Raw genomic sequence first — 21523 nt, 5'->3', positions numbered from 1 at the left:
AGTTCTCAAGGAACGGTCGCTTCCTTTGTACTCACCCTCTCGGGCTTTCCTCCGGGCGCTTCCCTTCGGTCTTGCGTTTCCGACTCTATCAGATCCTTTCGGGCCTGATTCCCTGTCGGCGGGGCCTTTCGACATTCACTACGTTAGCCGATTCCCTCGGCAACTCATAATCGAGTTCCGCCGGCTCGAATTCGGGCGTGCGAACACGTCGAATTCGACCCCGCTGAGGGGTGATCGTCAGGTAGTGGGTTGGCCGCTTCCGGCTGCAGGCGATCGCCGTACCCGGTTCAAGCGGCTCGGGCTACATTACGCACCTCGGCTGGGCGAGTCAACTTCGTCGGCGGCGCGGCACGTGGGCCCGGTACGGGCTCACGGTCAGGTCGTCGCCGACCCAGAAGCGCCAGGGGTGGACGCCGCCGTCACCCGCGACTCCGGTACGCGGGCCGTTGAGGACCTGGCCGGGAGGCACCGGGGCGCCCGTCACGATCCGCAGGGGTGTGTCACCGGGAGCGCACGCGTCCGTGCCGTTGAGTTCTCGGTCCACGCCCAGGGCCGTGGCCAGGCGGGCGGGGCCCTTGGCCAGTTCGTGCTCGGTCCGGGCCGAGATCCGGCGTTTGCGCGCGAGCTCGACGCCCTTGGTGTGGCCAGTCCGGCCAGGCGCATGAGCCGGGCCACCCTGCGGCGTCCGCAGGCGGCGCCCTCGCGCTGGAGAACGGCGTGGACGCGCGGGGCCCCGCCCGCGGGACTGCTCGTGCACGGCCGTGATCTGCCGCGTCAGCTCGGCGTCCCGCACTGCGCGGGGTCCCGGGGTGCCGGTGCGGCGGGCATAGAAGGCGGCTCGGGAGACCTTGAGCAGTTCACACGCGCGTTTGACGCTGTGGCCCGCATGCTTCTCCGCCTCGATGAACGGGTGCACCGTCACCGGGTCTCCTTCGCGAAGAAAGCCGTGGCCCGCTTGAGGATCTCCACGTCCTCCCGCAGCCTGCAAGGCGCACAGCGGCTCAAGCCCCGGCGGACGGTCTGGCTCTCGGGCTCAGTCGGTACGCCGAGACCGTTGGATCACCGGCCAGATAGAACCGGTGTTGCCAGTCGTGGGCCTTGCTCACGCCTACCCGAGGACCAACCTGGATGAGCGCGGTAGGCACCGACTCCCCCTCGGACAACATGACCGATGTACCCGTCAGGAGGTCTGCGCCGTTGTGCTTTCCTGTGACGCCGAGTGCCTGGCAGAAGTTCCCCGGACCTCGGGCAAGACGTGGGCTCTCGACCCTCTCCCCTCTCCGCTTGCGCGCCAGGTCTTCCCCCTCGATAACCTTGCCTGCCCGGATGAGGACAGCTGAGGCGATGCCGTCCGTCCCGGTGACGACGTTGGCACACCAGTGGAGACCGTGGGACCGGTAGACGTACAGGTGTCCTGCGGGTCCGAACATGACGGCGTTACGGGGCGTCTGGCCTCGGTAGGCATGGGAGGCTGGGTCAGCCGTACCGGAGTACGCCTCGGTCTCCGTGATAGCGATGCTCACGGTTCCCTCGGGGGTCTTGCAGGTAAGAACGCACCCGAGCAGCTTGGGGGCGACCTCTTCAGCAGGATGGGAGAGGAGATCAACGTTCATGCTGACTGCCTGACATGCCATAGGTGAAGTACACGTACACATGTCCGGGCGGGCCGAACATCACGTCGTTGCGCGGTGTGCGGCCGCGATAGGCGTGGGAGCCGGGGTCGCTCTGACCGTCGTAGGCCTCGACCTCCGTGAGGCGCACAGCGATCGGGCCGTCGGGGGTCGTGCGCACCAGGACGCGGCCCAGGAGGTCCGGTGCGACCTGCAGTACGGGGCGGTCGAAGAACTCTCTGGGGAGGGGCGTACGGTCCGGGGGCGCGATCATGGGCTACGAGCGTAGTCCAGACGGGTGGACGCCAGGGGGTGGCGAAGATTCGGCCGTCTTGCGAGGGTGTGAGGCGGAACCGGCCGGACCCGGATCGCGTTTGTAGGGATCAAGGGTCCGCACGTAAGAGGAGAGACATGGCGTTCAAGAAGCTGCTCGCGAGTCTGGGGGCCGGCGGAGCCTCGGTCGAGACCGAACTGACCGAGGTCAACGTCGTTCCGGGTGGCGTCGTCCAGGGCGAGGTGCGGATCCAGGGCGGGTCCGTGAACCAGAACATCGAGGGCCTGTCGGTGGCGCTGCGGGCGCGCGTGGAGGTGGAGAGCGGCGAGGAGGAGTACCACCAGAACATCGAGTTCGCCAAGCTGCAGATCGGCGGTGCCTTCGAGCTCCAGGCGAAGGCCGTGCACTCGGTGCCGTTCGGGCTGGAGATCCCGTGGGAGACCCCGATCACGATGATCGACGGGCAGTCGCTGCGCGGGATGAGCATCGGTGTGAGCACCGAGCTGGCGATCGCGCGTGCCATCGACTCCGGTGACGTGGACCCGATCAACGTGCACCCGCTGCCGGCGCAGCAGGCGATCCTCGACGCGTTCATCCAGCTCGGCTTCCGCTTCAAGAGCGCGGACATGGAGCGCGGTCACATCCGGGGTACGCGGCAGCAGCTGCCGTTCTACCAGGAGATCGAGTTCTTCCCGCCGTCGCAGTACCGGGGGCTGAACCAGGTCGAGCTGAGCTTCGTGGCCGACGCGAACCAGATGGACGTCGTGCTGGAGATGGACAAGAAGCCGGGGCTGTTCAGCGAGGGCAGCGACACCTTCCGGTCGTTCCAGGTGGGTCTGCACGACTACCACGGGACCGACTGGGCGGCATACCTCAACCAGTGGCTGTCCGAGGTCGGCAGCAAGCGCAACTGGTTCTAGGCTCGGACCCACTGAACGGAACCGATCAGGAGGTACCGAGGTGACCGAGCTCAAGAGGCGGCCGCTCCCCCACGACTTCCATCCGCCCGTGCCGTCGTTCACGGTGACGAGCGAGGACGTCGAGGAGGGCGCGACGCTCAAGAGCGCTCAGGTCCACGCGGAGGGCGACACCTCGCCGCACCTGCGGTGGGAGGGCTTCCCGCCGGAGACCAGGAGCTTCGCCGTGACCTGCTACGACCCGGACGCCCCGACGGGCAGCGGGTTCTGGCACTGGGTCGTGTTCGACATCCCGGCCTCGGTGACCGAGTTGCCGGCCGGTGCGGGCAGCGGCGCGTTCGAGGGCCTGCCCGACGGCGCGGTCCAGGCGCGGAACGACTACGGGACGAAGGACTTCGGCGGAGCCGCTCCGCCGCCCGGGGACGGGCCGCACCGGTACGTGTTCACGGTGTACGCCGTGGACCAGGAGAAGCTGGGTCCGGACTCCGACACCTCGCCGGCCGCCGTCGGTTTCAACCTGCGCTTCCACACGCTCGCGCGTGCCCAGCTCATCGGGGAGTACGAGGTTCCCGCGGAGAGCTGAGCAGGAGGAACGTTCATAGAACGTTTGCCCGCCCCTGGTCTTGGAATTGATCAGGGGCGGGCACTTTTTTATTGCGTTGTCCATCTCGGCGTGCCCGTCCAGAGTTGGTCCGAGCCCGCCAGGGGGTGGGCCGGTGCAGACGGGAGGTGGGCTGGATGCGTGACACGCTGGTGCTGAACGCGAGCTTCGAGCCGCTGTCGACGGTGACCCTGAACCGGGCTGTCGTCCTGGTGCTGCAGGACAAGGCCGTCGTCGAGCAGGCCCACCCCGAACTGCGCATGCGGGGTGCCGCCGTGGACATACCCGCGCCCCGGGTGATCAGGCTGTGCCGGTACGTACGGGTGCCGTTCCGAAGACAAGCACCCTGGTCGAGGCGGGGTGTCCTGGTGCGTGACCGGCACCGGTGCGCGTACTGCGGCAGGCGGGCGACGACCGTGGACCACGTGGTGCCGCGGTCACAGGGCGGTCAGGACACCTGGCTGAACACGGTCGCCTCGTGTGCGGAGGACAACCACCGCAAGGCCGACCGGACTCCGGAGGAGGCGGGCATGCCGCTGCTGAGGCAGCCGTTCGAGCCGACGCCCGCCGACGCGATGCTGCTGGCGCTGGGCGCCGAGGACGCCGCCTCGCTGCCCGACTGGCTGGCTCGCGACGTCGCCTGAGGATTTCGGTGCTGAACAGCACTGTTCCCCGCGCTCCTTGACCAGAGGCGCGGGGAACGTCGTTTCGGGGTGCCGTCAGTCGATCTGGGGCTTCTCCCGGCGCTCGGCGGCTGCGCCGCCGTTGCCGTTGCCGTTGCCGTTGCCGCCGGAACCGCCGCCCATGGGGCCGAAGTTGCCCATGGCGCCGGACAGGCCCTTGAGGGCGTCGCCGATTTCGCTGGGGACGATCCAGAGCTTGTTGGCGTCGCCTTCGGCGATCTTCGGGAGCATCTGGAGGTACTGGTAGGACAGCAGCTTCTGGTCCGGGTCGCCGGCGTGGATGGCCTCGAAGACGGTACGGACGGCCTGGGCCTCGCCCTCCGCGCGCAGGGCGGCGGCCTTGGCCTCACCTTCGGCGCGCAGGATCTGGGACTGCTTCTCGCCCTCGGCGCGCAGGATCTCGGACTGCCGGACACCCTCGGCCTGGAGGATCGCGGCGCGTTTGTCACGGTCGGCGCGCATCTGCTTCTCCATCGAGTCCTGGATGGAGGTCGGCGGTTCGATGGCCTTGAGTTCGACGCGGTTGACGCGGATGCCCCACTTGCCGGTGGCCTCGTCGAGGACGCCGCGCAGGGCCGCGTTGATCTCCTCACGGGAGGTCAGGGTGCGCTCCAGGTCCATGCCGCCGATGATGTTGCGCAGGGTGGTGACGGTGAGCTGCTCGATCGCCTGGATGTAGCTGGCGACCTCGTAGGTGGCGGCCCGGGCGTCGGTCACCTGGTAGTAGATGACGGTGTCGATGTTGACGACCAGGTTGTCCTGGGTGATCACCGGCTGCGGCGGGAACGGAACGACTTGTTCGCGCAGGTCGATGCGGTTGCGGATGGTGTCGATGAACGGGACCACGATGTTGAGTCCCGCGTTCAGCGTCCGCGTGTAGCGGCCGAAGCGCTCCACGATGGCGGCGCTGGCCTGTGGGATGACTTGGATAGTCCTGATCAGGGCGATGAAGACCAACACCACCAGAATGACCAGGACGATGATGACCGGTTCCATCGTCGTTCCCCGTACCCTTCTCCGCCTCGGCGCCTATGGAAGATCTTGTTCCGTTGAAGATCTTGCTGGTCGAGTGTGACAGACCGTCGCGTAACTCGTGGGGTGTTCGGAGCAGTTGGGATCCAGTTGGGTCGTGCGAGGTCACATGACGATCGCCGTGGCCCCCTCGATGTCCACGACGTCCACTTCCTCACCCGCTTCGTAGGCGCGGCCGGTGTCGAGGGAACGGGCCGACCACACTTCCCCCGCGAGCTTGATCCGGCCGCCCGATCCGTCGACCCGTTCCAGCACGACGGCCTGTTTGCCCTTCAGGGCGTCGATTCCCGTGGCGAGTTGGGGCCGTTGGGTGCGGTGCCGGTACGCGATGGGGCGTACCACGGCGATGAGGGCGACCGAGACGACGACGAAGGTGAGCACCTGTGCCACCGCGCCGAAGCCGAGACCGGCGACGGCCGCCGCGGCGACGGCGCCCACCGCGAACATGCCGAACTCCGGCATCGCGGTCATCACGAGCGGGATTCCCAGCGCCGCCGCGCCGACGAGCCACCACACCCATGCGTCGATGTCGTTCACACCGTCATGGTAGGGCCGCTGTCGGGTCTCGGACAGGGCGCAACAGCCCTCAGGACAGCGGCAGGCCGTGGGCCGTCCAGCGGTCGCCGACCTGCTCGACGACGAGCGGGAGGCCGAAGCAGAGGGAGAGGTTGCGGGAGGTGAGTTCGAGCTCCAGGGGGCCGGCGGTGAGCACCTTGCCCTGCCGGATCATCAGTACGTGGGTGAAGCCGGGGGCGATCTCCTCGACGTGGTGGGTCACCATGATCATCGAGGGGGCGATGGGGTCGCGGGCGAGGCGGCCGAGGCGGCGGACCAGGTCCTCGCGGCCGCCGAGGTCGAGGCCGGCGGCGGGCTCGTCGAGGAGCAGCAGCTCCGGGTCGGTCATCAGGGCGCGGGCAATGAGGGTGCGCTTGCGCTCGCCCTCGGAGAGGGTGCCGAACTTTCGGTCGAGGTACTCGCTCATGCCGAGGCGGTCGAGGAAGGCACGGGCGCGCTGCTCGTCGATCTCCTCGTAGTCCTCCTGCCAGTGCGCGGTCATGCCGTAGGCGGCCGTCAGCACGGTCTGCAGGACCGTCTGGCGCTTGGGCAGCTTGTCGGCCAGGGCGATGCCGGCGATGCCGATGCGCGGGCGCAGTTCGAAGACGTCGGTGCCGGGCTTGCCGAGGGTCTCGCCGAGGATGGCGGCGGTGCCCTTGCTGGGGTAGAGGTAGCTGGACGCGACGTTGAGCAGAGTGGTCTTGCCGGCGCCGTTCGGGCCGAGGATGACCCAGCGCTCGCCCTCCTTGACCGACCAGGAGACCTGGTCCACCAGAGCCCGGCCCTCACGGATGACGGATACGTCCTGAAGCTCCAGAACATCGCTCATGAGCGCGTTGTCTCCCCTTGCAGTGTGACCAGGTTTCGGCGTCTCGGCGGTCGCGTGCGCTTTGTGGCACAGCCCTCTAGGAAATCTACGCCACCGGTCGGCCGCTCCCATCCATCGGTCCGGTCCTTAGGGTGGGGGGCATGCTCACGGAACCGCGTTCAGGACGCCTCGCCGCTTGGGGAAACGCCCTCTTGGCCGGACTTGTCTCTCCGGATGACGCCGTGCTGACGATCGTCGGCGACGACGCCGTGCACCGGATGGAGGGGCTGCCCGGTGAGTCGGGGCCCGTCGGACTGACGCTCGCGCTGGGGCGGCTGCGGGCGCTCGGGGTGACGGGGCTGCGGGTGGCGCTGCCCGCGCCCGGGCATCCGCTGGGGCTGAGCGGGCCGCCGGAGTTCAACGCCCGGGCGCTGGACGCCGGGGAGGCGGTGATCTGTCACGGCGCCGCGTTCGGGCTGGTGCCGGAGGTGCACGAGGCCGGACCCGACGGCGACCTGCACGTCGAGGTCGTCTGGCACTGCCTGCCGGTGCGGGAGGCGCCGCCGGCCGACGTGCCGTCGCTGGGCGAGGCCGAGCGGGAGCTGGCGGAGGCGTTGCGGGACGCGACGGAGGTCCTCTCGCGGTTGGACGTCGCCGGGGCGGGTCCGGTGGCGGAGGCGGCCATCGACGCGTACCGGGCGCGGGCGGAGAGGGGCCGGGAGGTGCTGGCGCCGGGGTATCCGCCGCGCGCGGTGCGGGTGCTGGAGCTGGCGCAGCGGGTGGGGCTGCTGGTGTCGCTGGCGTCCGAGAGGGGGCACGGGGGTGCGGTGAGCGCCGGGGAGATGGCGGCGCGCTCGCAGGCGCTGCGGCCGGTGGAACGGACGGCCCGGCGGGCGCAGGTGGCGGCGTACAACGCCGTCGTGGAGGAGCGGGAGCGACGGTGAGCCGGGGCGGCGCACCGGACGGACCGACGGCGGACGGCCGGTTCCGGGCGCCGTCGCTCCGGAACCGGCCGTCTCCGTGACCGCGGTGCGAGGGCGGCGGGCACGGCCACGGCCGTGGTCCCGGACCGGGGCCATGGGCCGGCGGCCGGTGGTCCGGGCCAGGACCACGGTCAGGGCCATGGTCGGGACCATGGGCCGGCGGCCGGTGGCCGTGCGGGCGTGACGCCGTGCGGTGGTCGGCCTCCCGGGTGGGGCCCGGGAGGCCGGAGATCAGCGATCGTGTGCGGCGGGCGTCAGTGGTTGACGCCCAGGTTGCCGAAGGCCGGGTTCAGCGCGCCGACGACGTTCACGGTGTTGCCCACCACGTTCACCGGCAGGTGCACCGGGGCCTGGACGACGTTGCCCGACAGGACGCCCGCGGAGCCCTGGGCCGCGCCGCCGGCCCACGCGCCGTCGGTGGCGGAGGCCAGTCCGGATCCGGCGGCGACCAGTCCGCCGGCCACCATCGTCACGGCCACTGCCTTCTTCAGGTTCTTCACTTGCTACCCCTCCTGGTGACTGCCGCGGGCAGTCGCCGCGGCACGCACTGGAGAACGGCGGAGGCTCCCGGAGGATGCGCCGGACGGGGGACGTTCCCACGACAGTATGAATCTCACTCCGGAGCGGAACTGTCGGCCACTCCGTGGCGTACCGCCCAGAGCGCGGCCTGGGTGCGGTCCGCCAGGTCGAGCTTCATCAGGATGTTCGACACGTGTGTCTTGACCGTCTTCTCGGACAGGACCAGGGCCCGTGCGATCTCCCGGTTGGAGCGGCCGTCGGCTATCAGGCCGAGCACCTCACGCTCCCGTTCGGTGAGCGAGCCGGCCCTTCCCTGGCCCGGACCGGTGTCCTCCTGGGACAACAGGACGTCGGCCACCTCGGGCTGCAGCAGGACGTGTCCGGCGTGCACCGAGCGGATGGCTCCGGCCAGCGCGTCCGGGTCGATGTCCTTGTAGACGTAACCGGCGGCTCCCGCGCGCAGGGCCGGGACGACCGTGCGCTGTTCGGTGAAGCTGGTCACGACGATCACGCGCGCGGGGTTGTCCAGCTCGCGGAGTCTGCGGAGCGCGGCCACGCCGTCCATCCCGGGCATCTTGACGTCCATCAGCACGACGTCGGGCCGCAGCTCCTCCGCGCGGGCCACCCCCTCGGCGCCGTCGGCCGCCTCGCCCACGACCTCGATGTCCTCCTGGACCTCCAGGAACGTGCGCAGGCCGCGGCGGACGACCTGATGGTCGTCGACGACCAGCACCTTGATCGCGTCAGCCACCGGGAACCTCCATCTCCACCGTGGTGCCCTTGCCGGGCGCCGACTCCACGGCCAGCGTGCCGCCGACCCCGCTCGCCCGGTCGCGCATGGACACCAGGCCCAGGTGGCGCCCGGCGCTCCGTACCGACCGCGGGTCGAATCCCCGGCCGTCGTCCGTGATCCGCAGCGCGGCACCGCAGCCGCGACGGCCCACGGTCACGTCGACGTGCTCGGCGCCGGAGTGCCGCAGGGCGTTGTGCAGGGCCTCCTGGGCGACGCGCAGCATGGCCTCCTCCTGGGCCGCGGGCAGGGCGCGGAAGCCGACGCTGGTGAAGGTCACGCGTGCGGTGTGGGCGCGGTCGAGGACCTGGACCTGGTTGCGCAGGGTGGCCACGAGGCCGTCCTCGTCGAGCGCGGTGGGCCGCAGCTCGACGACGGCGGCGCGCAGTTCGTCGGCGGCCTCGGCGGCGAGCGTGGCCACCTGCTGCAGCTCGCCCTTGGCGCGGGAGGGGTCGCGGTCGACGAGCGCGGCGGCGGCCTGGGCGGTCAGGCGCAGCGAGAACAGCTTCTGGCTGACCGCGTCGTGCAGTTCGTGGGCGAGCCGGGAGCGCTCCTCGGCGATCGTCAGCTCGCGGCTGCGTTCGTACAGGCGGGCGTTGGTGAGGGCGATGGCCGCGTGCTGGGCGAGGATGGACAGGAGTTCCTCGTCCTCCTCGGTGAAGCCGCAGCCGCCTTGCGGCTTCGGGCACTGCTTGTTGGCGAGGAACAGCGCGCCGATGGTCTCGTCGCCGTCGCGGATGGGCAGGCCCAGGAAGTCGGACAGCTCGGGGTGCGCGGACGGCCAGCCTTCAAAGCGGGGGTCCTCGCGCACGTCGGCGAGCCGCTCGGGCCCGGCCTCGTGCAGCATCGCGGCGAGGATGCCGTGCTGGCGCGGGAGCGGGCCGATGGCCTTCCACTGTGCGTCGCTGACGCCGTCCACCACGAACTGGGCGAAGCCTCCGTGGTCGTCGGGGACGCCGAGCGCGGCGTACCGCGCGCCGAGCAGCTCACGGGCCGAGGCGACGATCGTCTTCAGGACGTCGCGCACCTCCAGATGCCTGCTCATGGCGAGCAGCGCGGAACTGACCGCCGCCAGACCGGACCGGGGACCTCGACTCATGCCCTCACGGTAACGGCGGGGTGTGACAGCCGGATCGGACCGACGACGGCCGCCGCCCGGGGCCGTGGTCCTAGGCCGGAAGTCTCCCGCCCTGTCCGGTGTCCCCGGCGGAATCCTCACGCAGAGCATTGCGGGCGCAACTTCTTGTGAGACGGGCGCGCGGCGGGTGTGACGCCGCGCACAGGGCGCACGTCACCTACGAAGGGCGGTAGGAGACCCGGGCCGCGCTCATGAGCGGGAAAGACACCCCGGTCTGTCCCGCTTTACCCACACCTGATCCACTACCCGGGGTCGTACGTCACACCGTTGCCACAGAATTTTGCGGCCGCTAAGAATTGCTCCCGTCGCTCAGCGCCGCGGTTTCCGCCGCGGCCCTAGTGCGGGGCGGACCCCTGTCCCCCGCCGGACACAGAGCGATTCCCGCGCTATTCGAAGAGGTCCGTCTGCCATGCTCGAAAACACCCCTGTTCGAGGTCTCAGTCGTGCGCTGACCCGGCACCACAAGATCGCACTGAGCGGTGTCGCCGCCCTCGGCGCGGCAGCCCTCGCCTTCACCGCGGTGCCCGGCGGCACCGGGACGAAGACCACCGGCGAGGCTGCTTCCACGGCACGCGTGGCCTACAGCACCGAGCAGATCAAGGACGTCCGGGCCAGCGTCACCGACCAGCTCGCCGGCGCCAGCCTGAAGGCCGAGGCCATCAAGGCCAGGGCGCAGGCGAAGGCCGAGGCCGCCGCCAAGGCGAAGGCGGACGCGAAGGCCAGGGCCGACGCTCGGGCCGCCGCCCGCAAGCAGGCGGCCGCCGAGGCCGAGGCCAGGAAGAAGGCCGCGGCGGAGCGCAGGGCGGAGGCCGCGAACCGGTCCGCCCAGCGCCCCGCGATCGAGTCGGTGGCCGCGAGGACGTACTCCAACAACCTCGACGGCTGGATCCGGCAGTCCCTGGACATCATGCGGTCCAAGGGCATCCCGGGCAGCTACAGCGGCCTGCACCGCAACATCATGCGGGAGTCCTCGGGCAACCCGAACGCGATCAACAACTGGGACATCAACGCCATCAACGGCATCCCGTCGAAGGGCCTGCTGCAGGTGATCCCGCCGACCTTCAGCGCGTACCACGTCCCGGGCACGTCCTGGAACATCTACGACCCGGTCGCCAACATCACCGCCGCGGCCAACTACGCGGCCCACCGGTACGGCTCGATCGACAACGTCAACAGCGCGTACTGAGGCCGGCGCGTACCGGGGTCGGCGCGGACCTCGGTACCTGACGCCGAAGGGCGGCACCTCCTGACGGGTGCCGCCCTTCGGGCCGTACGGATCCGGCCGGTGCCACCGGCTGTTCAGGCCGCTACTTGCGCATGACCTCGGGCTCGTGGCGGCGCAGGAAGCGGGCCACGAAGAAGCCGCAGACCACGCCGAGGGCGATCAGGGCGAGCATGTCCACGCACCAGGTGCCGACGGCGTGCTCCCACAGCGGGTCGTTGCTCTCGCCGGGCTTCGGCGGGGCGATCTTGTTGAAGTCCAGCGTGGCGCCCGCGGCGGCCACCGCCCACCGCGACGGCATCAGGAACGAGAACTGGTTGACGCCGATCGAGCCGTTCAGGGTGAACAGGCAGCCGGTGAACACGACCTGGATGATCGCGAACATGACCAGCAGCGGCATGGTCTTCTCGGCCGTCTTCACCAGCGAGGAGATGATCAGGCCGAACATCATCGAGGTGAAGCCCAGGGCCATGATCGGCACGGAGAGCTCCAGGATGGTGGCGCCGCCGAACACCAGGCCCTGCTCCGGGATCTCCCGGTTGAAGAAGCCGATGGCGCCGACCAGGCCGCCCTGGAACACGGTGATCGCGCCGAGCACGAACACCTTGGACATCAGGTACGCGCTGCGAGACAGGCCGGTCGCGCGTTCCCGCTCGTAGATGACCCGTTCCTTGATCAGCTCTCGGACGGAGTTCGCGGCGCCCGCGAAACAGGCGCCGACCGCGAGGATCAGCAGGACCGTGGTGGCCGTGCCGTTGGGGATGATCCGGCCGGTCTGCGGGTTGAACGGGTTGGGCAGCAGGCTGTTGCCCGAGTCGATGAGCAGGCTCACCGCGCCGAGGACCGCCGGCAGGATCACCATCAGCGCCAGGAAGCCCTTGTCGGACGCGATCACCGACACGTAGCGGCGCACCAGGGTGACGAACTGCGACATCCAGCCCTGCGGCTTGGGCGGCCGCATCGCCTGCATGGGCGGCACCTGTACGGACTGCGGTGCGACGGCGTCGATGTCCGCGGCGTACATCTGGTAGTGCTGCGAGCCCTTCCAGCGCCCGGCCCAGTCGTAGTCACGGTAGTTCTCGAAGGCGGAGAAGACGTCGGCCCAGGTGTCGTAGCCGAAGAAGTTCAGCGCCTCCTCCGGCGGGCCGAAGTAGGCGACCGCGCCGCCCGGCGCCATCACCAGCAGCTTGTCGCACAGCGCCAGCTCCGCGACGGAGTGGGTGACGACGAGGACCGTGCGGCCGTCGTCGGCGAGACCGCGCAGCAGCTGCATGACGTCGCGGTCCATGCCCGGGTCGAGGCCGGAGGTCGGCTCGTCGAGGAAGATCAGCGACGGCTTGGTGAGCAGCTCCAGGGCGACGGAGACGCGCTTGCGCTGGCCGCCGGAGAGGGAGGTGACCTTCTTCTCCTTGTGGATGTCCAGCTTCAGCTCGCGCAGCACCTCGTCGATGCGGGCCTCGCGCTCGGCGGCCGTGGTGTCGGCCGGGAAGCGGAGCTTGGCCGCGTACTTGAGGGCCTTCTTGACGGTCAGCTCCTTGTGCAGGATGTCGTCCTGCGGGACCAGACCGATGCGCTGACGCAGCTCGGCGAACTGCTTGTACAGGTTGCGGTTGTCGTAGAGGACGTCGCCCTGGTTGGCGGGCCGGTAGCCGGTGAGCGCCTTCAGCAGGGTCGACTTGCCCGAGCCGGACGGGCCGATCACCGCTATCAGCGACTTCTCGGGGACGCCGAAGGAGACGTCCTTGAGGATCTGCTTGCCCCCGTCGACCGTGACGGTCAGGTGGCGGGCGGAGAAGGACACCTCACCGGTGTCGACGAACTCCTCGAGGCGGTCGCCGACGATCCGGAACGTGGAGTGGCCGACGCCGATGATGTCGGTGGGGCCCAGCAGCTGCGAGCCGCCCTTGGCGATCGGCTGGCCGTTGACGTAGGTGCCGTTGTGCGATCCGAGGTCGCGGATCTCCAGGCGGCCGTCCGGCGTGGCGTGGAACTCGGCGTGGTGCCGGGAGACCTGCAGGTCGGAGACGACCAGGTCGTTCTCCAGGGCGCGACCGATGCGCATGACGCGGTCGAGCGAGAACTGGTGGAACGTCGTCGGGCTGCGGTCGCCGTAGACCGGCGGCGCCCCCGCGCCACCACCGGGGCCCTGCTGCGGCGGAATGGGCGCGGCCTGCTGCGACGCGGCCTGCGGCTGCTGCCAGCCGGCCTGCGCGGCCTGCTGCGGCGGGGCCTGCTGCGGCTGCGGCGCCTGCGCGGCCCAGCCCGGGCTCGCCCCCTGGGCCGCGTACGGCTGCTGCGGCTGGGCGGCGGGCGCCGCCGCGCCGGAGACGTTCAGGCGTGGGCCGTCCGTCGCGTTGCCGAGGTTCACCGACGCGCCGGGTCCGAGTTCCAGCTGATGGATCCGCTGGCCCTGCACGAACGTGCCGTTGGTGCTGCCGTGGTCCTCGATGACCCAACTGCGGCCGCTCCAGCTGATCGTGGCGTGGCGCCAGGACACCCTGGCGTCGTCGAGCACGATGTCGCCCTGCGGATCGCGTCCGAGGGTGTAGGTCCTGGACGCGTCGAGCGTCCAGGTACGTCCATTCGATTCCAGTACGAGTTCCGGCACTCCATGCCCCACTGAGTAGTCCCCCGAGTTACCCCCATCGCAGGGAGTCTAGGGATGTCGAACATCGTCGGGAACTATTTCAGGCTCCGCCCCCTGACCGAAAGCCGGGCCTTGTGAAAAGCACGCGCTTACGCAACGGCTGGTTCCGTTGACGGGGTGGAAATCGACCCGGAGAGTGGTAATCCACGCGAGGGGGACATGCGCGGCCACCGTGGGCCGCGCCGCGGATCGGGGGGTCTGTCGTTGAGCACGTCGTCGAGCACGTCGTCGAGAGTCGAGAGCGTCGGGAGCGCGGAGTACGGCACGAGGGTGCCCTGGGCCGACGTCCTGCTGTCCGCGATCGCGTCCGTGAGCTGGGCGTTGATCGGGATGGCGGGCACGGCGGCGCTCGGACTGCACCTGCTGGAGGCCGACTCGGCGGGCTCGCTCGGGCCGATGACCGCGGCGGTCGTGGCCCTCGCGGCGGGGGGTTCGGTCACGCCGTCCGGCGATGTGTCCGCGTTCGGTCTGAAGGGCGCTCAGGCCCACACGGCCGTCACGATCACGCCACTGGGCGTCAGCCTGGTCGGGGCGCTGCTGCTGTCGTGGTTCTTCCTGCGGTCGCTGCGCGCGGCCGGTGTCGTGATCGCGCCGGCCGAACTGCTCGCGCGCGTGGGCGCGGTGGTCGCGCTGTTCGTCGCCACGCTGGGCGGGCTGGCCTGGGCGGGACACGACGTCATCACGATCGACGGCGGCTCGCTCGGCCTCGGCAAGCTGCCCACCGGAGCCGGCGGGGGCGTCAGCATTCCCGGTCTCGGCGGCCTGGGCGACCTCGGCGGGCTGCTGCCCGACAACGTCGGCAAGCTCATCCACGCGAAGGCGGCCGTCGGCTTCACCGTCGACACGGCGCCGACACTGCTCGGCGGGCTCGGCTGGTCGGCCGGGGTCCTGCTGATCGCGCTGCTGGCCTCGCGCCGCACCCCCTTGCCGGGCGGCTGGCAGGCGGTGCACCGCGTCGTGCGTCCGGCCGTGTCCGCCCTGACCGCGGTGGTGCTGGCGGCGGTGGCGGCGGGCCTCGCGGCGGCGGCGTACGCGGCCATCGGCGACGACCGTCCCCGGCGTATCGCGGGCGCCGCGCTGCTCGGCGCGCCGAACGGCGCCTGGCTGGGCATGCCGGTGGGCCTGTTCGTGCCGTTCGACGGCAGGGCGACCGGCGAACTCGCCCGGCTGCTGCCCGACCCGCTGGACGACCTGCTCACCGCGAGCACCGACCAGCAGGTGACGCTGGGCCGGCTGGCGGAGCTGGACGGCCGGGTGTGGCTGCTGGGCGTCGCGGCGGCGGTGACGATGCTGCTGGCGGGCGTGCTGACCGCGGTGCGCACGCCGGTGGCGGGCGGGCCGACGGGTGAGCCGGGGACCGCCGCCGGGTTCGCGGGGCGGTGTGCGTTGCGGCTGGGGATCGCCACGGCGGTGGCGCTGCCGCTGCTCGCCTGGCTGACGGAGGTGTCGGTGGACGCCTCGCTGTCCGTGCTGGGCTTCGACGCGTTCGGCGCCGGGATCCGGCTGCACGGGCGGCTGGGCACGGCTCTGCTGCTGGGCGCCCTGTGGGGCGCGGGAGCGGGGGCGGCGGGGGCGCTGCTGGCGTGGGGCGGCGGGGTGGCGGGACGGCGCGCGGCGCCCTTGGCGTCGGCTGCGCAGGCGGCGCCGGGGGCAGGGGCGGCGGCAGGGGCTGCGGCAGTGGCGGCAGGGATCGGTGCGGGTGATCCGGAGGGCCCGGCTACGGGCGGCGGGGGCGGCGTTGCCGACGGTGGCGCGAGCGGGGGCGTCTCCGGTGAGCTGGTCTCCGGTGAGCCGGTCTCCGGTGAGCCGGTCTCCGGTGAGCCGGTCTCCGGTGAGCCGGTCTCCGGTGAGCCGGTCTCCGGTGAGCCGGTCTCCGGTGAGTCCGTCTCCGGTGGGGCCGGGCCGTACGAGCCCGGTGTGCCGTACCGGCCGCCGAATCCCGCCACCAACCCCTACCTGCTCGTACCGGACGAGCTGCGGGAGCCGGAGGACGCGCGGCCGCCGGCCGGGCCGGGGCCCGACGGCGACGCGCGGGACTCCGCTGGTCCGCCGTCCGACGAGCCGGACGTGTACGGCGGCCCGACCGTGACACGGCACTTCGGAGCCCATCCCCCGCGCCCGCCGCGCCCTCCGCGGCAGCCTTCCGGACCGGTATCGGGATCCGCACCGGGATCCGCGCCGGAGGGGCCGCCACCGCCGCCGCCACCGGGGGCCCCGCCGCGCACCCCGCCCAGGATCCCGAAGGCGCCTCCGAAGACGCCTCCGAGGAAGCCGGAGACCGACCGGTGAGCCTTGCTCGCGAGGTGCGGTGCCCGGCCGTACCCGGCCGGCGGCGGTGACGCGGTGGCTCCGGAGGGCGGTCGCGGCCGGTGGGCAAGGTGCCGGACACCCGGCCGACACCCACTGTTCGCTGTCCGCCAGGCGGACCTCGGGGGCGGAGTGCACTGGGTGCCGGATACGGTGGTTACACCATGAGCGCTTCGCAGACCTCGTCCTCTGACGTCCCCACCCTCCTCGTCAAGATCTTCGGCAAGGACCGGCCGGGCATCACGGCCGGCCTCTTCGACACCCTCGCGTCCTACTCCGTCGACGTCGTCGACATCGAGCAGGTCGTCACCCGTGGCCGGATGGTGCTGTGCGCGCTCGTGACCGAGCCGCCGCGAGGGCTCGAGGGGAACCTGCGGGCCACCGTCCACAGCTGGGCGGAGTCCATGAAGATGCAGGCGGAGATCCTCTCCGGGCACGGCGACAACCGGCCGCGCGGCCTCGGACGTTCCCTGGTCACCGTGCTCGGCCACCCGCTCACCGCGGAGGCGACGGCCCAGATCGCGGCGCGGATCACCAAGGCCGGCGGCAACATCGACCGGATCTTCCGGCTCGCCAAGTACCCCGTCACCGCTGTGGAGTTCGCGGTGTCGGGCGTGGAGACCGGCTCCCTGCGCACGGCGCTGGTGACCGACGCGGCGGCACTCGGTGTCGACATCGCGGTGGTCGCCGCCGGACTGCATCGGCGGGCCCAGCGGCTGATCGTCATGGACGTGGACTCGACGCTCATCCAGGACGAGGTGATCGAGCTCTTCGCCGCGCACGCCGGCTGCGAGGACCGGGTCGCCGAGGTGACGGCCGCCGCGATGCGCGGGGAACTGGACTTCGAGCAGTCGCTGCACGCGCGCGTGGCGCTGCTGGAGGGGCTGGACGCCTCGGTGGTGGACAAGGTGCGCAGCGAGGTGCGGCTGACGCCGGGCGCGCGCACGCTGATCCGGACGCTGAAGCGGCTCGGCTACCAAGTCGGTGTCGTCTCGGGCGGGTTCACGCAGGTCACGGACGATCTGAAGGAGCGGCTCGGCCTCGACTTCGCGCAGGCCAACACCCTGGAGATCGTCGACGGGAAGCTGACCGGGCGGGTCGTCGGGGAGATCGTGGACCGGGCGGGCAAGGCACGGCTGCTGCGCCGGTTCGCCGCCGAGGCGGGCGTACCGCTGGCGCAGACGGTCGCGATCGGCGACGGGGCCAACGATCTGGACATGCTCAACGCGGCCGGTCTCGGGGTCGCCTTCAACGCCAAGCCGGTGGTCCGGGAGGCGGCGCACACCGCGGTGAACGTGCCGTTCCTCGACACCGTCCTGTACCTGCTGGGCGTCACCCGCGAAGAGGTCGAGGCGGCGGACACGCTCGACGAGCAGTGAAACGTTCCGTGAGCGGCGAGGGGCCCGGCACCGTGGCGGATACGACATCCGTTACGGTGCCGGGCCCCTCGGCTCGGTCGTCGTGTCCCGTCGGGGGTGCCTACTCGGACGGCGCCCAGTAGTCGAGCAGCGTGGCCACGCCCGGCTCCAGGCTCTTCCAGGAGCCGTCGAAGGCGAGGACGGCGAAGGCCGCGGCCGGGAAGCCGCGGCGGCTCATCCGGCGGCGGGCGTCGCTCTCGTTCGGGCCCGCCAGGATCTCGGCGAGGCCGTGGATGCCCGGGTTGTGGCCGATGAGGACCACGTTGTGAGCGTCGTCCGGGGTCTCGTTGAGCAGGGCGATCAGCTCGCCCGGGGAGGCCTCGTAGACCCGCTCCTCGTAGACGGTTTTCGGCCGTTCCGGGAGCTCGTGGACCGCCAGCTTCCAGGTCTCCCGGGTACGGGTCGCGGTGGAGCACAGGGCCAGGTCGAGGTGGATGCCGGTGTCGGCCAGCTTGAGTCCGGCGACGGGGGCGTCCATGCGGCCCCGCTCGGCGAGTGGTCGCTCGTGGTCGGTCACCGGCGGCCAGTCGGCTTTCGCATGCCGGAAGAGGACAATCCTGCGGGGTTCTGCGACGCTCATGGCATCCAGCTTCGCACGAGACAGGCCACGGGGCGGTGGGAGTTGGCGGGCGGCCGAGCAGGTGGTCAGCGGCCTGTCAGCCGCAGCAGGCGCGCGAAGAGCTGACTGATCACGGGGTCGCCCGTCGCCGCGTGCGCTTCCGTGGGGTTGAGCACCACGGCCAGCAGCACGACGAAGGCGAGCGTGGGCAGGGCCAGGGCCCACCAGGGCAGCCGTATGTCGACGCCGCCCGTGGACGCCGGGTGCGGCCGGGTGTGCGTGCGGGCCGGCATGGGTGCCTCCGATGGTCTTCGAGTGGTCCGTGACCACGGCGAGCGGCCACAACTCGAAGGTACGGAGCCGGCGGCCCCCAACCCATCCGGAGACCCACCCAGTTGACCCTGACACTCGCCCCCTAGGGGACAGGGGGGCCAGCCCTACCATCGGCCGTCACGAGGCGGCCGTACCAGGGCGACGGCGTCAGCGTGACGGGCCCGGGACAGCCGTCTCAGGGCAGCCGTCTCAGGCCGGCGGCGTCAGGGCGCGGCGATCGTCGCGATGACGGCGATGATCAGGAAGATGGCGAAGAACGAGCCGAGGACGAGCAGCATCTTCTTCTGGCCGTTGCGGGGATTCGGGTCCAGGACTGGCATGCGGCCAGTCTCGCACTCCGCGCGCCCTCACCGGTGGCCGGGGTGATGTCGGCGGGCCGCCTCGTCCTCCACGGTGCGGTCGCGCCCCGCCAGGACCCCGACGACCGTCTGCGGCACCAGGAGGCCCGCCATCAGGGCGAGCGGCATCCCCCAGCCGCCGCTGCTCTGGTAGAGCACGCCCACCAGGAGGGGCCCGGGGATGGAGATCAGGTAGCCGGTGCTCTGCGCGAACGCCGACAGCTGGGCGACGCCCGCACCGGTCCTGGCCCGCATGCCGACCATCGTCAGGGCCAGCGGGAAGGCGCAGTTGGCGACGCCGAGCAGCAGCGCCCAGGCCCAGGCGCCGCCGGCCGGCGCGAGATACAGGCCGGCGTATCCGGCGAGTCCGCAGGCGCTGAGCACCACCACGATCGGGCCCTGCCGCGGCAGCCGCGCGGCGAGGCGCGGGATGACGAAGGCCAGCGGGACGCCCATCACCATGGTGACGGCCAGCAGCAGCCCGGCCGTGCTCGCGGGCACGCCCGCGTCGCGGAAGATCTGTGCCATCCAGCCCATCGTGATGTAGGCGGCGGTGGCCTGGAGCCCGAAGAAGATTGCGAGCGCCCAGGCGGTACGGCTGCGGGTGATGCGCACCGCGGCCGGATGGTGCGCGGTCGCGGAGGCCCCGTCGGCGCGACGGTCCACCCGCGCGGGCGCCTCGTCGGCGGGCCGGGGATCCCGCCCGGTCGCCTCGCCGGCCGACCGGGAACCCCCCGCGGTCGCCTCACCCGCCGACCGGGAACCCCCCGCGGTCGCCTCACCCGCCGACCGGGAACCCCCCGCGGTCGCCTCACCCGCCGACCGGGAATCCCGGTCCGCCGTCGCCGTCGCCGTCGCCGGCGCCTCTCCGGCCGTGCGTGCGGCGGTCCGCTGCCGCACGAAAGGTATCCACGGCACCACGGCCACCGCGGCGAGGCCCGCCCACACCGCGAGCCCGGACTGCCAGCGGCCGCCCAGCGCCTCGGTCACGGGCACGGTCACCGCCGCCGCGCCCGCGGTGCCCATGGCGAGGGCCATCGAGTACAGGCCGGTCATGGACCCGACCCGGTCCGGGAAGTAGCGCTTGACGATCACCGGCATGAGGACGTTGCTGACCGCGATGCCCATCAGCGCGAGTGCGCTGCCGGCCAGGAAGCCGGCCGTGCCGCCGACGTAGGGCCGCAGCAGCAGGCCCGCGGCGATGGCGGCCATGCCCGCGCACACCACCGCGCCCGGTCCGAACCGGCGGGCCAGCCGCGGCGCCGTGACGCCGAAGACGGCGAAGCAGAGCGGCGGCACGGAGGTGAGCAGCCCGGCCACGCCGCCGCTCATGCCGAGCCCGTCGCGGACCTCTTCCAGGAGCGCGCCGAGGCTGGTGATGGCAGGGCGCAGGTTCAGGGCGGCCAGCACGATGCCGAGCACCAGCAGGCGCTGCGGCCACGCGCGCCCGGCGGGCGCCCGGGACGCGCGCGCCACCGGGGTACGGACGGACGGGGTGGACATCGTCGCCCGGGTTTCCTCGCTCACCATGCCAGCCATCATAGAATGATGGGATGATTGGTTGTCCATCCGGCGGACGGAACGTCCCGCGCTCGTGCGAAGGTGTGCCATGCCCCTGAGTCATCCGCGCCGTTCCGCCCTGTCCGAGCAGGTCATCAGCGCGCTGCGCGCCCAGATCACCAGCGGCGAGTGGCCGGTCGGCTCGCGCATCCCGACCGAGCCGGAGCTGGTCGAGCAGCTCGGCGTCGCCCGTAACACCGTCCGCGAGGCCGTCCGCGCGCTGGCGCACAACGGTCTGCTGGACATCCGGCAGGGTTCGGGCACCTACGTCCTGGCGACCAGCGAGCTGGCCGGCGTCATGCACCGCCGCTTCGCCGGCGCCGACCCGCGGCACATCGCCGAGCTGCGCTCCACGCTGGAATCGGCCGCGGCGAGCCTGGCCGCCCGGCGGCGCACGGAGAAGGACCTCAAGCAGCTCGACGCGCTGTTGCGGCGCCGCGAGGAGGCGTGGGCGTCGGGCGACGCGGAGGCGTTCGTGGCGGCGGACGCGACCTTCCACCTGGCGGTGGTGTCCGCCTCTCACAACGACGTGATGACCGCGATGTACGCGGACCTCGGCGAGGTGCTGCGGGACTGGCTGCGCGACGACGTCGGCGAGGAGCTGACGCCGGAGACGTACCTGGACCACACGCGGCTGCTCGACGCGGTCCGGGCGGGAGACGCGGAGGCGGCGGGCGCCGAGGCCGCGGGCTATCCGTTCGTGTGCCGCCCCGGGCTGTTCACGCCCGCCGGTGGCTGATCCACACCGCGGCGACCTCTTTCCAGCACCGGGCGGTGAGCCGTACGGTCGCCGCCGGGCCGACGTCGACCCCGGCCGCGTCGGTGTCGAGGTCCCACCAGCGGGCGCACTCGACGTGCAGGCTGACGCGGTCCGTCTGCGGATAGGGGTTGTGGCAGTACGCGACCACGTGGGACCCGGTCACGTTGCTGCGGCACTCGGCGCCGAAGGGCTGCGCCTCGACCGGTTCGCCGGTCGCCGCACGCGCGAGGGACGCCGCCTCGTACGGCAGTGCCAGCACGAATACGACGGCGACGGTCACTGGGGCCAGGCTTCGGGACAGGCGCACAAGGGAACCTCCTCGGCCGAGCTGGGGAGGGATCGCGTGCTGGACGCGGGATCCGACGCGAGATCCGGAGTGAACGCGTAATCCAGCGTGCGCCGTCGCGGCCCGGCCCCGCCCGGCCGCGTAGGCCGAACGGGTGACGCCCCGCTCCCCGCGCGGTGCGCG

22 protein-coding genes and 1 pseudogene are annotated in these 21523 nt (G+C 71.6%); 8 read left to right on the top strand and 15 right to left on the bottom strand.

The annotated features are described in order from the left end of the window. Positions 1–328 precede the first annotated feature (328 nt). The 3 genes and pseudogenes from ACZ5GT_RS26450 to ACZ5GT_RS26440 form a co-directional block, all read right to left on the bottom strand. On the bottom strand, positions 329–922 hold the full coding sequence (locus tag ACZ5GT_RS26450; protein WP_469031157.1) for a DNA-3-methyladenine glycosylase: 594 nt from the start codon (positions 920–922) through the stop codon (positions 329–331). A 79-nt stretch (positions 923–1001) separates the two neighbouring features. Next, the gene (locus ACZ5GT_RS26445; RefSeq protein ID WP_469031154.1) at positions 1002–1613 is read right to left on the bottom strand and encodes a DNA-3-methyladenine glycosylase; all 612 of its coding nucleotides are present in this window, start codon (positions 1611–1613) and stop codon (positions 1002–1004) included. Positions 1614–1626: 13 nt separating this feature from the next. Further along, positions 1627–1884: pseudogene (locus tag ACZ5GT_RS26440) on the bottom strand (DNA-3-methyladenine glycosylase); the annotation flags it as partial. A gap of 137 nt (positions 1885–2021) precedes the next feature. Here ACZ5GT_RS26440 and ACZ5GT_RS26435 point away from each other — a divergent pair. From ACZ5GT_RS26435 to ACZ5GT_RS26425, 3 genes are all read left to right on the top strand, one after another. Continuing rightward, on the top strand, positions 2022–2804 hold the full coding sequence (locus tag ACZ5GT_RS26435; protein WP_469031152.1) for a sporulation protein: 783 nt from the start codon (positions 2022–2024) through the stop codon (positions 2802–2804). Positions 2805–2844: 40 nt separating this feature from the next. Further along, positions 2845–3384, top strand: coding sequence for a YbhB/YbcL family Raf kinase inhibitor-like protein (locus ACZ5GT_RS26430; protein WP_469031151.1), 540 nt, complete (start codon positions 2845–2847; stop codon positions 3382–3384). A 155-nt stretch (positions 3385–3539) separates the two neighbouring features. Further along, positions 3540–4046, top strand: a complete 507-nt coding sequence (locus ACZ5GT_RS26425; protein ID WP_469031149.1) for an HNH endonuclease — start codon at positions 3540–3542, stop codon at positions 4044–4046. 75 nt (positions 4047–4121) lie between these two features. Here ACZ5GT_RS26425 and ACZ5GT_RS26420 read toward each other — a convergent pair whose 3' ends face one another. The 3 genes from ACZ5GT_RS26420 to ACZ5GT_RS26410 form a co-directional block, all read right to left on the bottom strand. Beyond that, positions 4122–5081, bottom strand: a complete 960-nt coding sequence (locus tag ACZ5GT_RS26420; protein ID WP_469031145.1) for an SPFH domain-containing protein — start codon at positions 5079–5081, stop codon at positions 4122–4124. Between the two features lie 141 nt (positions 5082–5222). After that, a complete protein-coding gene (locus ACZ5GT_RS26415; protein ID WP_469031142.1) occupies positions 5223–5654 on the bottom strand; it encodes an NfeD family protein in 432 nt (143 codons plus the stop codon). A 49-nt stretch (positions 5655–5703) separates the two neighbouring features. After that, on the bottom strand, positions 5704–6501 hold the full coding sequence (locus ACZ5GT_RS26410) for an ABC transporter ATP-binding protein (protein ID WP_469031138.1): 798 nt from the start codon (positions 6499–6501) through the stop codon (positions 5704–5706). Between the two features lie 140 nt (positions 6502–6641). On the opposite strand from ACZ5GT_RS26410, the gene ACZ5GT_RS26405 reads away from it, so the two are divergent. Beyond that, positions 6642–7424: a hypothetical protein gene (locus tag ACZ5GT_RS26405; protein ID WP_469031134.1), complete on the top strand. Its 783-nt coding sequence runs from the start codon at positions 6642–6644 to the stop codon at positions 7422–7424. Between the two features lie 293 nt (positions 7425–7717). Here the strand turns inward: ACZ5GT_RS26405 and ACZ5GT_RS26400 are convergent, their stop codons facing one another. The 3 genes from ACZ5GT_RS26400 to ACZ5GT_RS26390 form a co-directional block, all read right to left on the bottom strand. Then, on the bottom strand, positions 7718–7963 hold the full coding sequence (locus ACZ5GT_RS26400) for a chaplin family protein (protein ID WP_469031130.1): 246 nt from the start codon (positions 7961–7963) through the stop codon (positions 7718–7720). Positions 7964–8076: 113 nt separating this feature from the next. Beyond that, positions 8077–8733 carry a response regulator gene (locus tag ACZ5GT_RS26395; protein ID WP_469031127.1) on the bottom strand — a complete coding sequence of 219 codons (657 nt, stop codon included), beginning with the start codon at positions 8731–8733 and terminating at the stop codon, positions 8077–8079. Beyond that, a complete protein-coding gene (locus ACZ5GT_RS26390; protein ID WP_469031123.1) occupies positions 8726–9871 on the bottom strand; it encodes a GAF domain-containing sensor histidine kinase in 1146 nt (381 codons plus the stop codon). Before ACZ5GT_RS26390 ends, ACZ5GT_RS26395 begins: the two co-directional genes overlap by 8 nt. A 448-nt stretch (positions 9872–10319) precedes the next feature. On the opposite strand from ACZ5GT_RS26390, the gene ACZ5GT_RS26385 reads away from it, so the two are divergent. Then, positions 10320–11096 carry a transglycosylase SLT domain-containing protein gene (locus ACZ5GT_RS26385; RefSeq protein WP_469031119.1) on the top strand — a complete coding sequence of 259 codons (777 nt, stop codon included), beginning with the start codon at positions 10320–10322 and terminating at the stop codon, positions 11094–11096. A gap of 121 nt (positions 11097–11217) precedes the next feature. Here ACZ5GT_RS26385 and ACZ5GT_RS26380 read toward each other — a convergent pair whose 3' ends face one another. After that, the gene (locus ACZ5GT_RS26380; RefSeq protein ID WP_469031115.1) at positions 11218–13740 is read right to left on the bottom strand and encodes an ABC transporter ATP-binding protein/permease; all 2523 of its coding nucleotides are present in this window, start codon (positions 13738–13740) and stop codon (positions 11218–11220) included. Between the two features lie 309 nt (positions 13741–14049). On the opposite strand from ACZ5GT_RS26380, the gene ACZ5GT_RS26375 reads away from it, so the two are divergent. Together ACZ5GT_RS26375 and serB are read left to right on the top strand one after the other, a co-directional pair. After that, a complete protein-coding gene (locus tag ACZ5GT_RS26375) occupies positions 14050–16068 on the top strand; it encodes a streptophobe family protein (protein WP_469031111.1) in 2019 nt (672 codons plus the stop codon). Positions 16069–16250: 182 nt separating this feature from the next. Next, entirely contained in the window at positions 16251–17465 is a 1215-nt protein-coding gene (serB, locus tag ACZ5GT_RS26370) for a phosphoserine phosphatase SerB (RefSeq protein ID WP_469031108.1), read from the top strand. Between the two features lie 100 nt (positions 17466–17565). Here the strand turns inward: serB and ACZ5GT_RS26365 are convergent, their stop codons facing one another. From ACZ5GT_RS26365 to ACZ5GT_RS26350, 4 genes are all read right to left on the bottom strand, one after another. Further along, positions 17566–18084 carry a SixA phosphatase family protein gene (locus ACZ5GT_RS26365; RefSeq protein ID WP_469031105.1) on the bottom strand — a complete coding sequence of 173 codons (519 nt, stop codon included), beginning with the start codon at positions 18082–18084 and terminating at the stop codon, positions 17566–17568. 65 nt (positions 18085–18149) lie between these two features. Further along, a complete protein-coding gene (locus ACZ5GT_RS26360; RefSeq protein WP_469031102.1) occupies positions 18150–18356 on the bottom strand; it encodes a hypothetical protein in 207 nt (68 codons plus the stop codon). Between the two features lie 243 nt (positions 18357–18599). Then, on the bottom strand, positions 18600–18716 hold the full coding sequence (locus ACZ5GT_RS26355; RefSeq protein WP_469031099.1) for an SGM_5486 family transporter-associated protein: 117 nt from the start codon (positions 18714–18716) through the stop codon (positions 18600–18602). Positions 18717–18743: 27 nt separating this feature from the next. Continuing rightward, positions 18744–20264, bottom strand: a complete 1521-nt coding sequence (locus ACZ5GT_RS26350) for an MFS transporter (protein WP_469031097.1) — start codon at positions 20262–20264, stop codon at positions 18744–18746. Between the two features lie 79 nt (positions 20265–20343). Here ACZ5GT_RS26350 and ACZ5GT_RS26345 point away from each other — a divergent pair, with 79 nt between their 5' ends. After that, positions 20344–21033 (top strand): FadR/GntR family transcriptional regulator, encoded by a 690-nt coding sequence (locus tag ACZ5GT_RS26345; protein ID WP_469031095.1) that lies wholly within the window; start codon positions 20344–20346, stop codon positions 21031–21033. On the opposite strand, the gene ACZ5GT_RS26340 is transcribed toward ACZ5GT_RS26345, so the two are convergent. Continuing rightward, positions 21014–21361: a hypothetical protein gene (locus ACZ5GT_RS26340; protein ID WP_469031093.1), complete on the bottom strand. Its 348-nt coding sequence runs from the start codon at positions 21359–21361 to the stop codon at positions 21014–21016. The genes ACZ5GT_RS26345 and ACZ5GT_RS26340 overlap by 20 nt on opposite strands. Between the last annotated feature and the right edge of the window lie 162 nt (positions 21362–21523).

This window comes from Streptomyces sp. NPDC031340, from assembly GCF_055569945.1.
The sequence above is the reverse complement of the archived record's forward strand: the minus strand, read 5'-3'. Positions and strand labels throughout refer to the sequence as shown.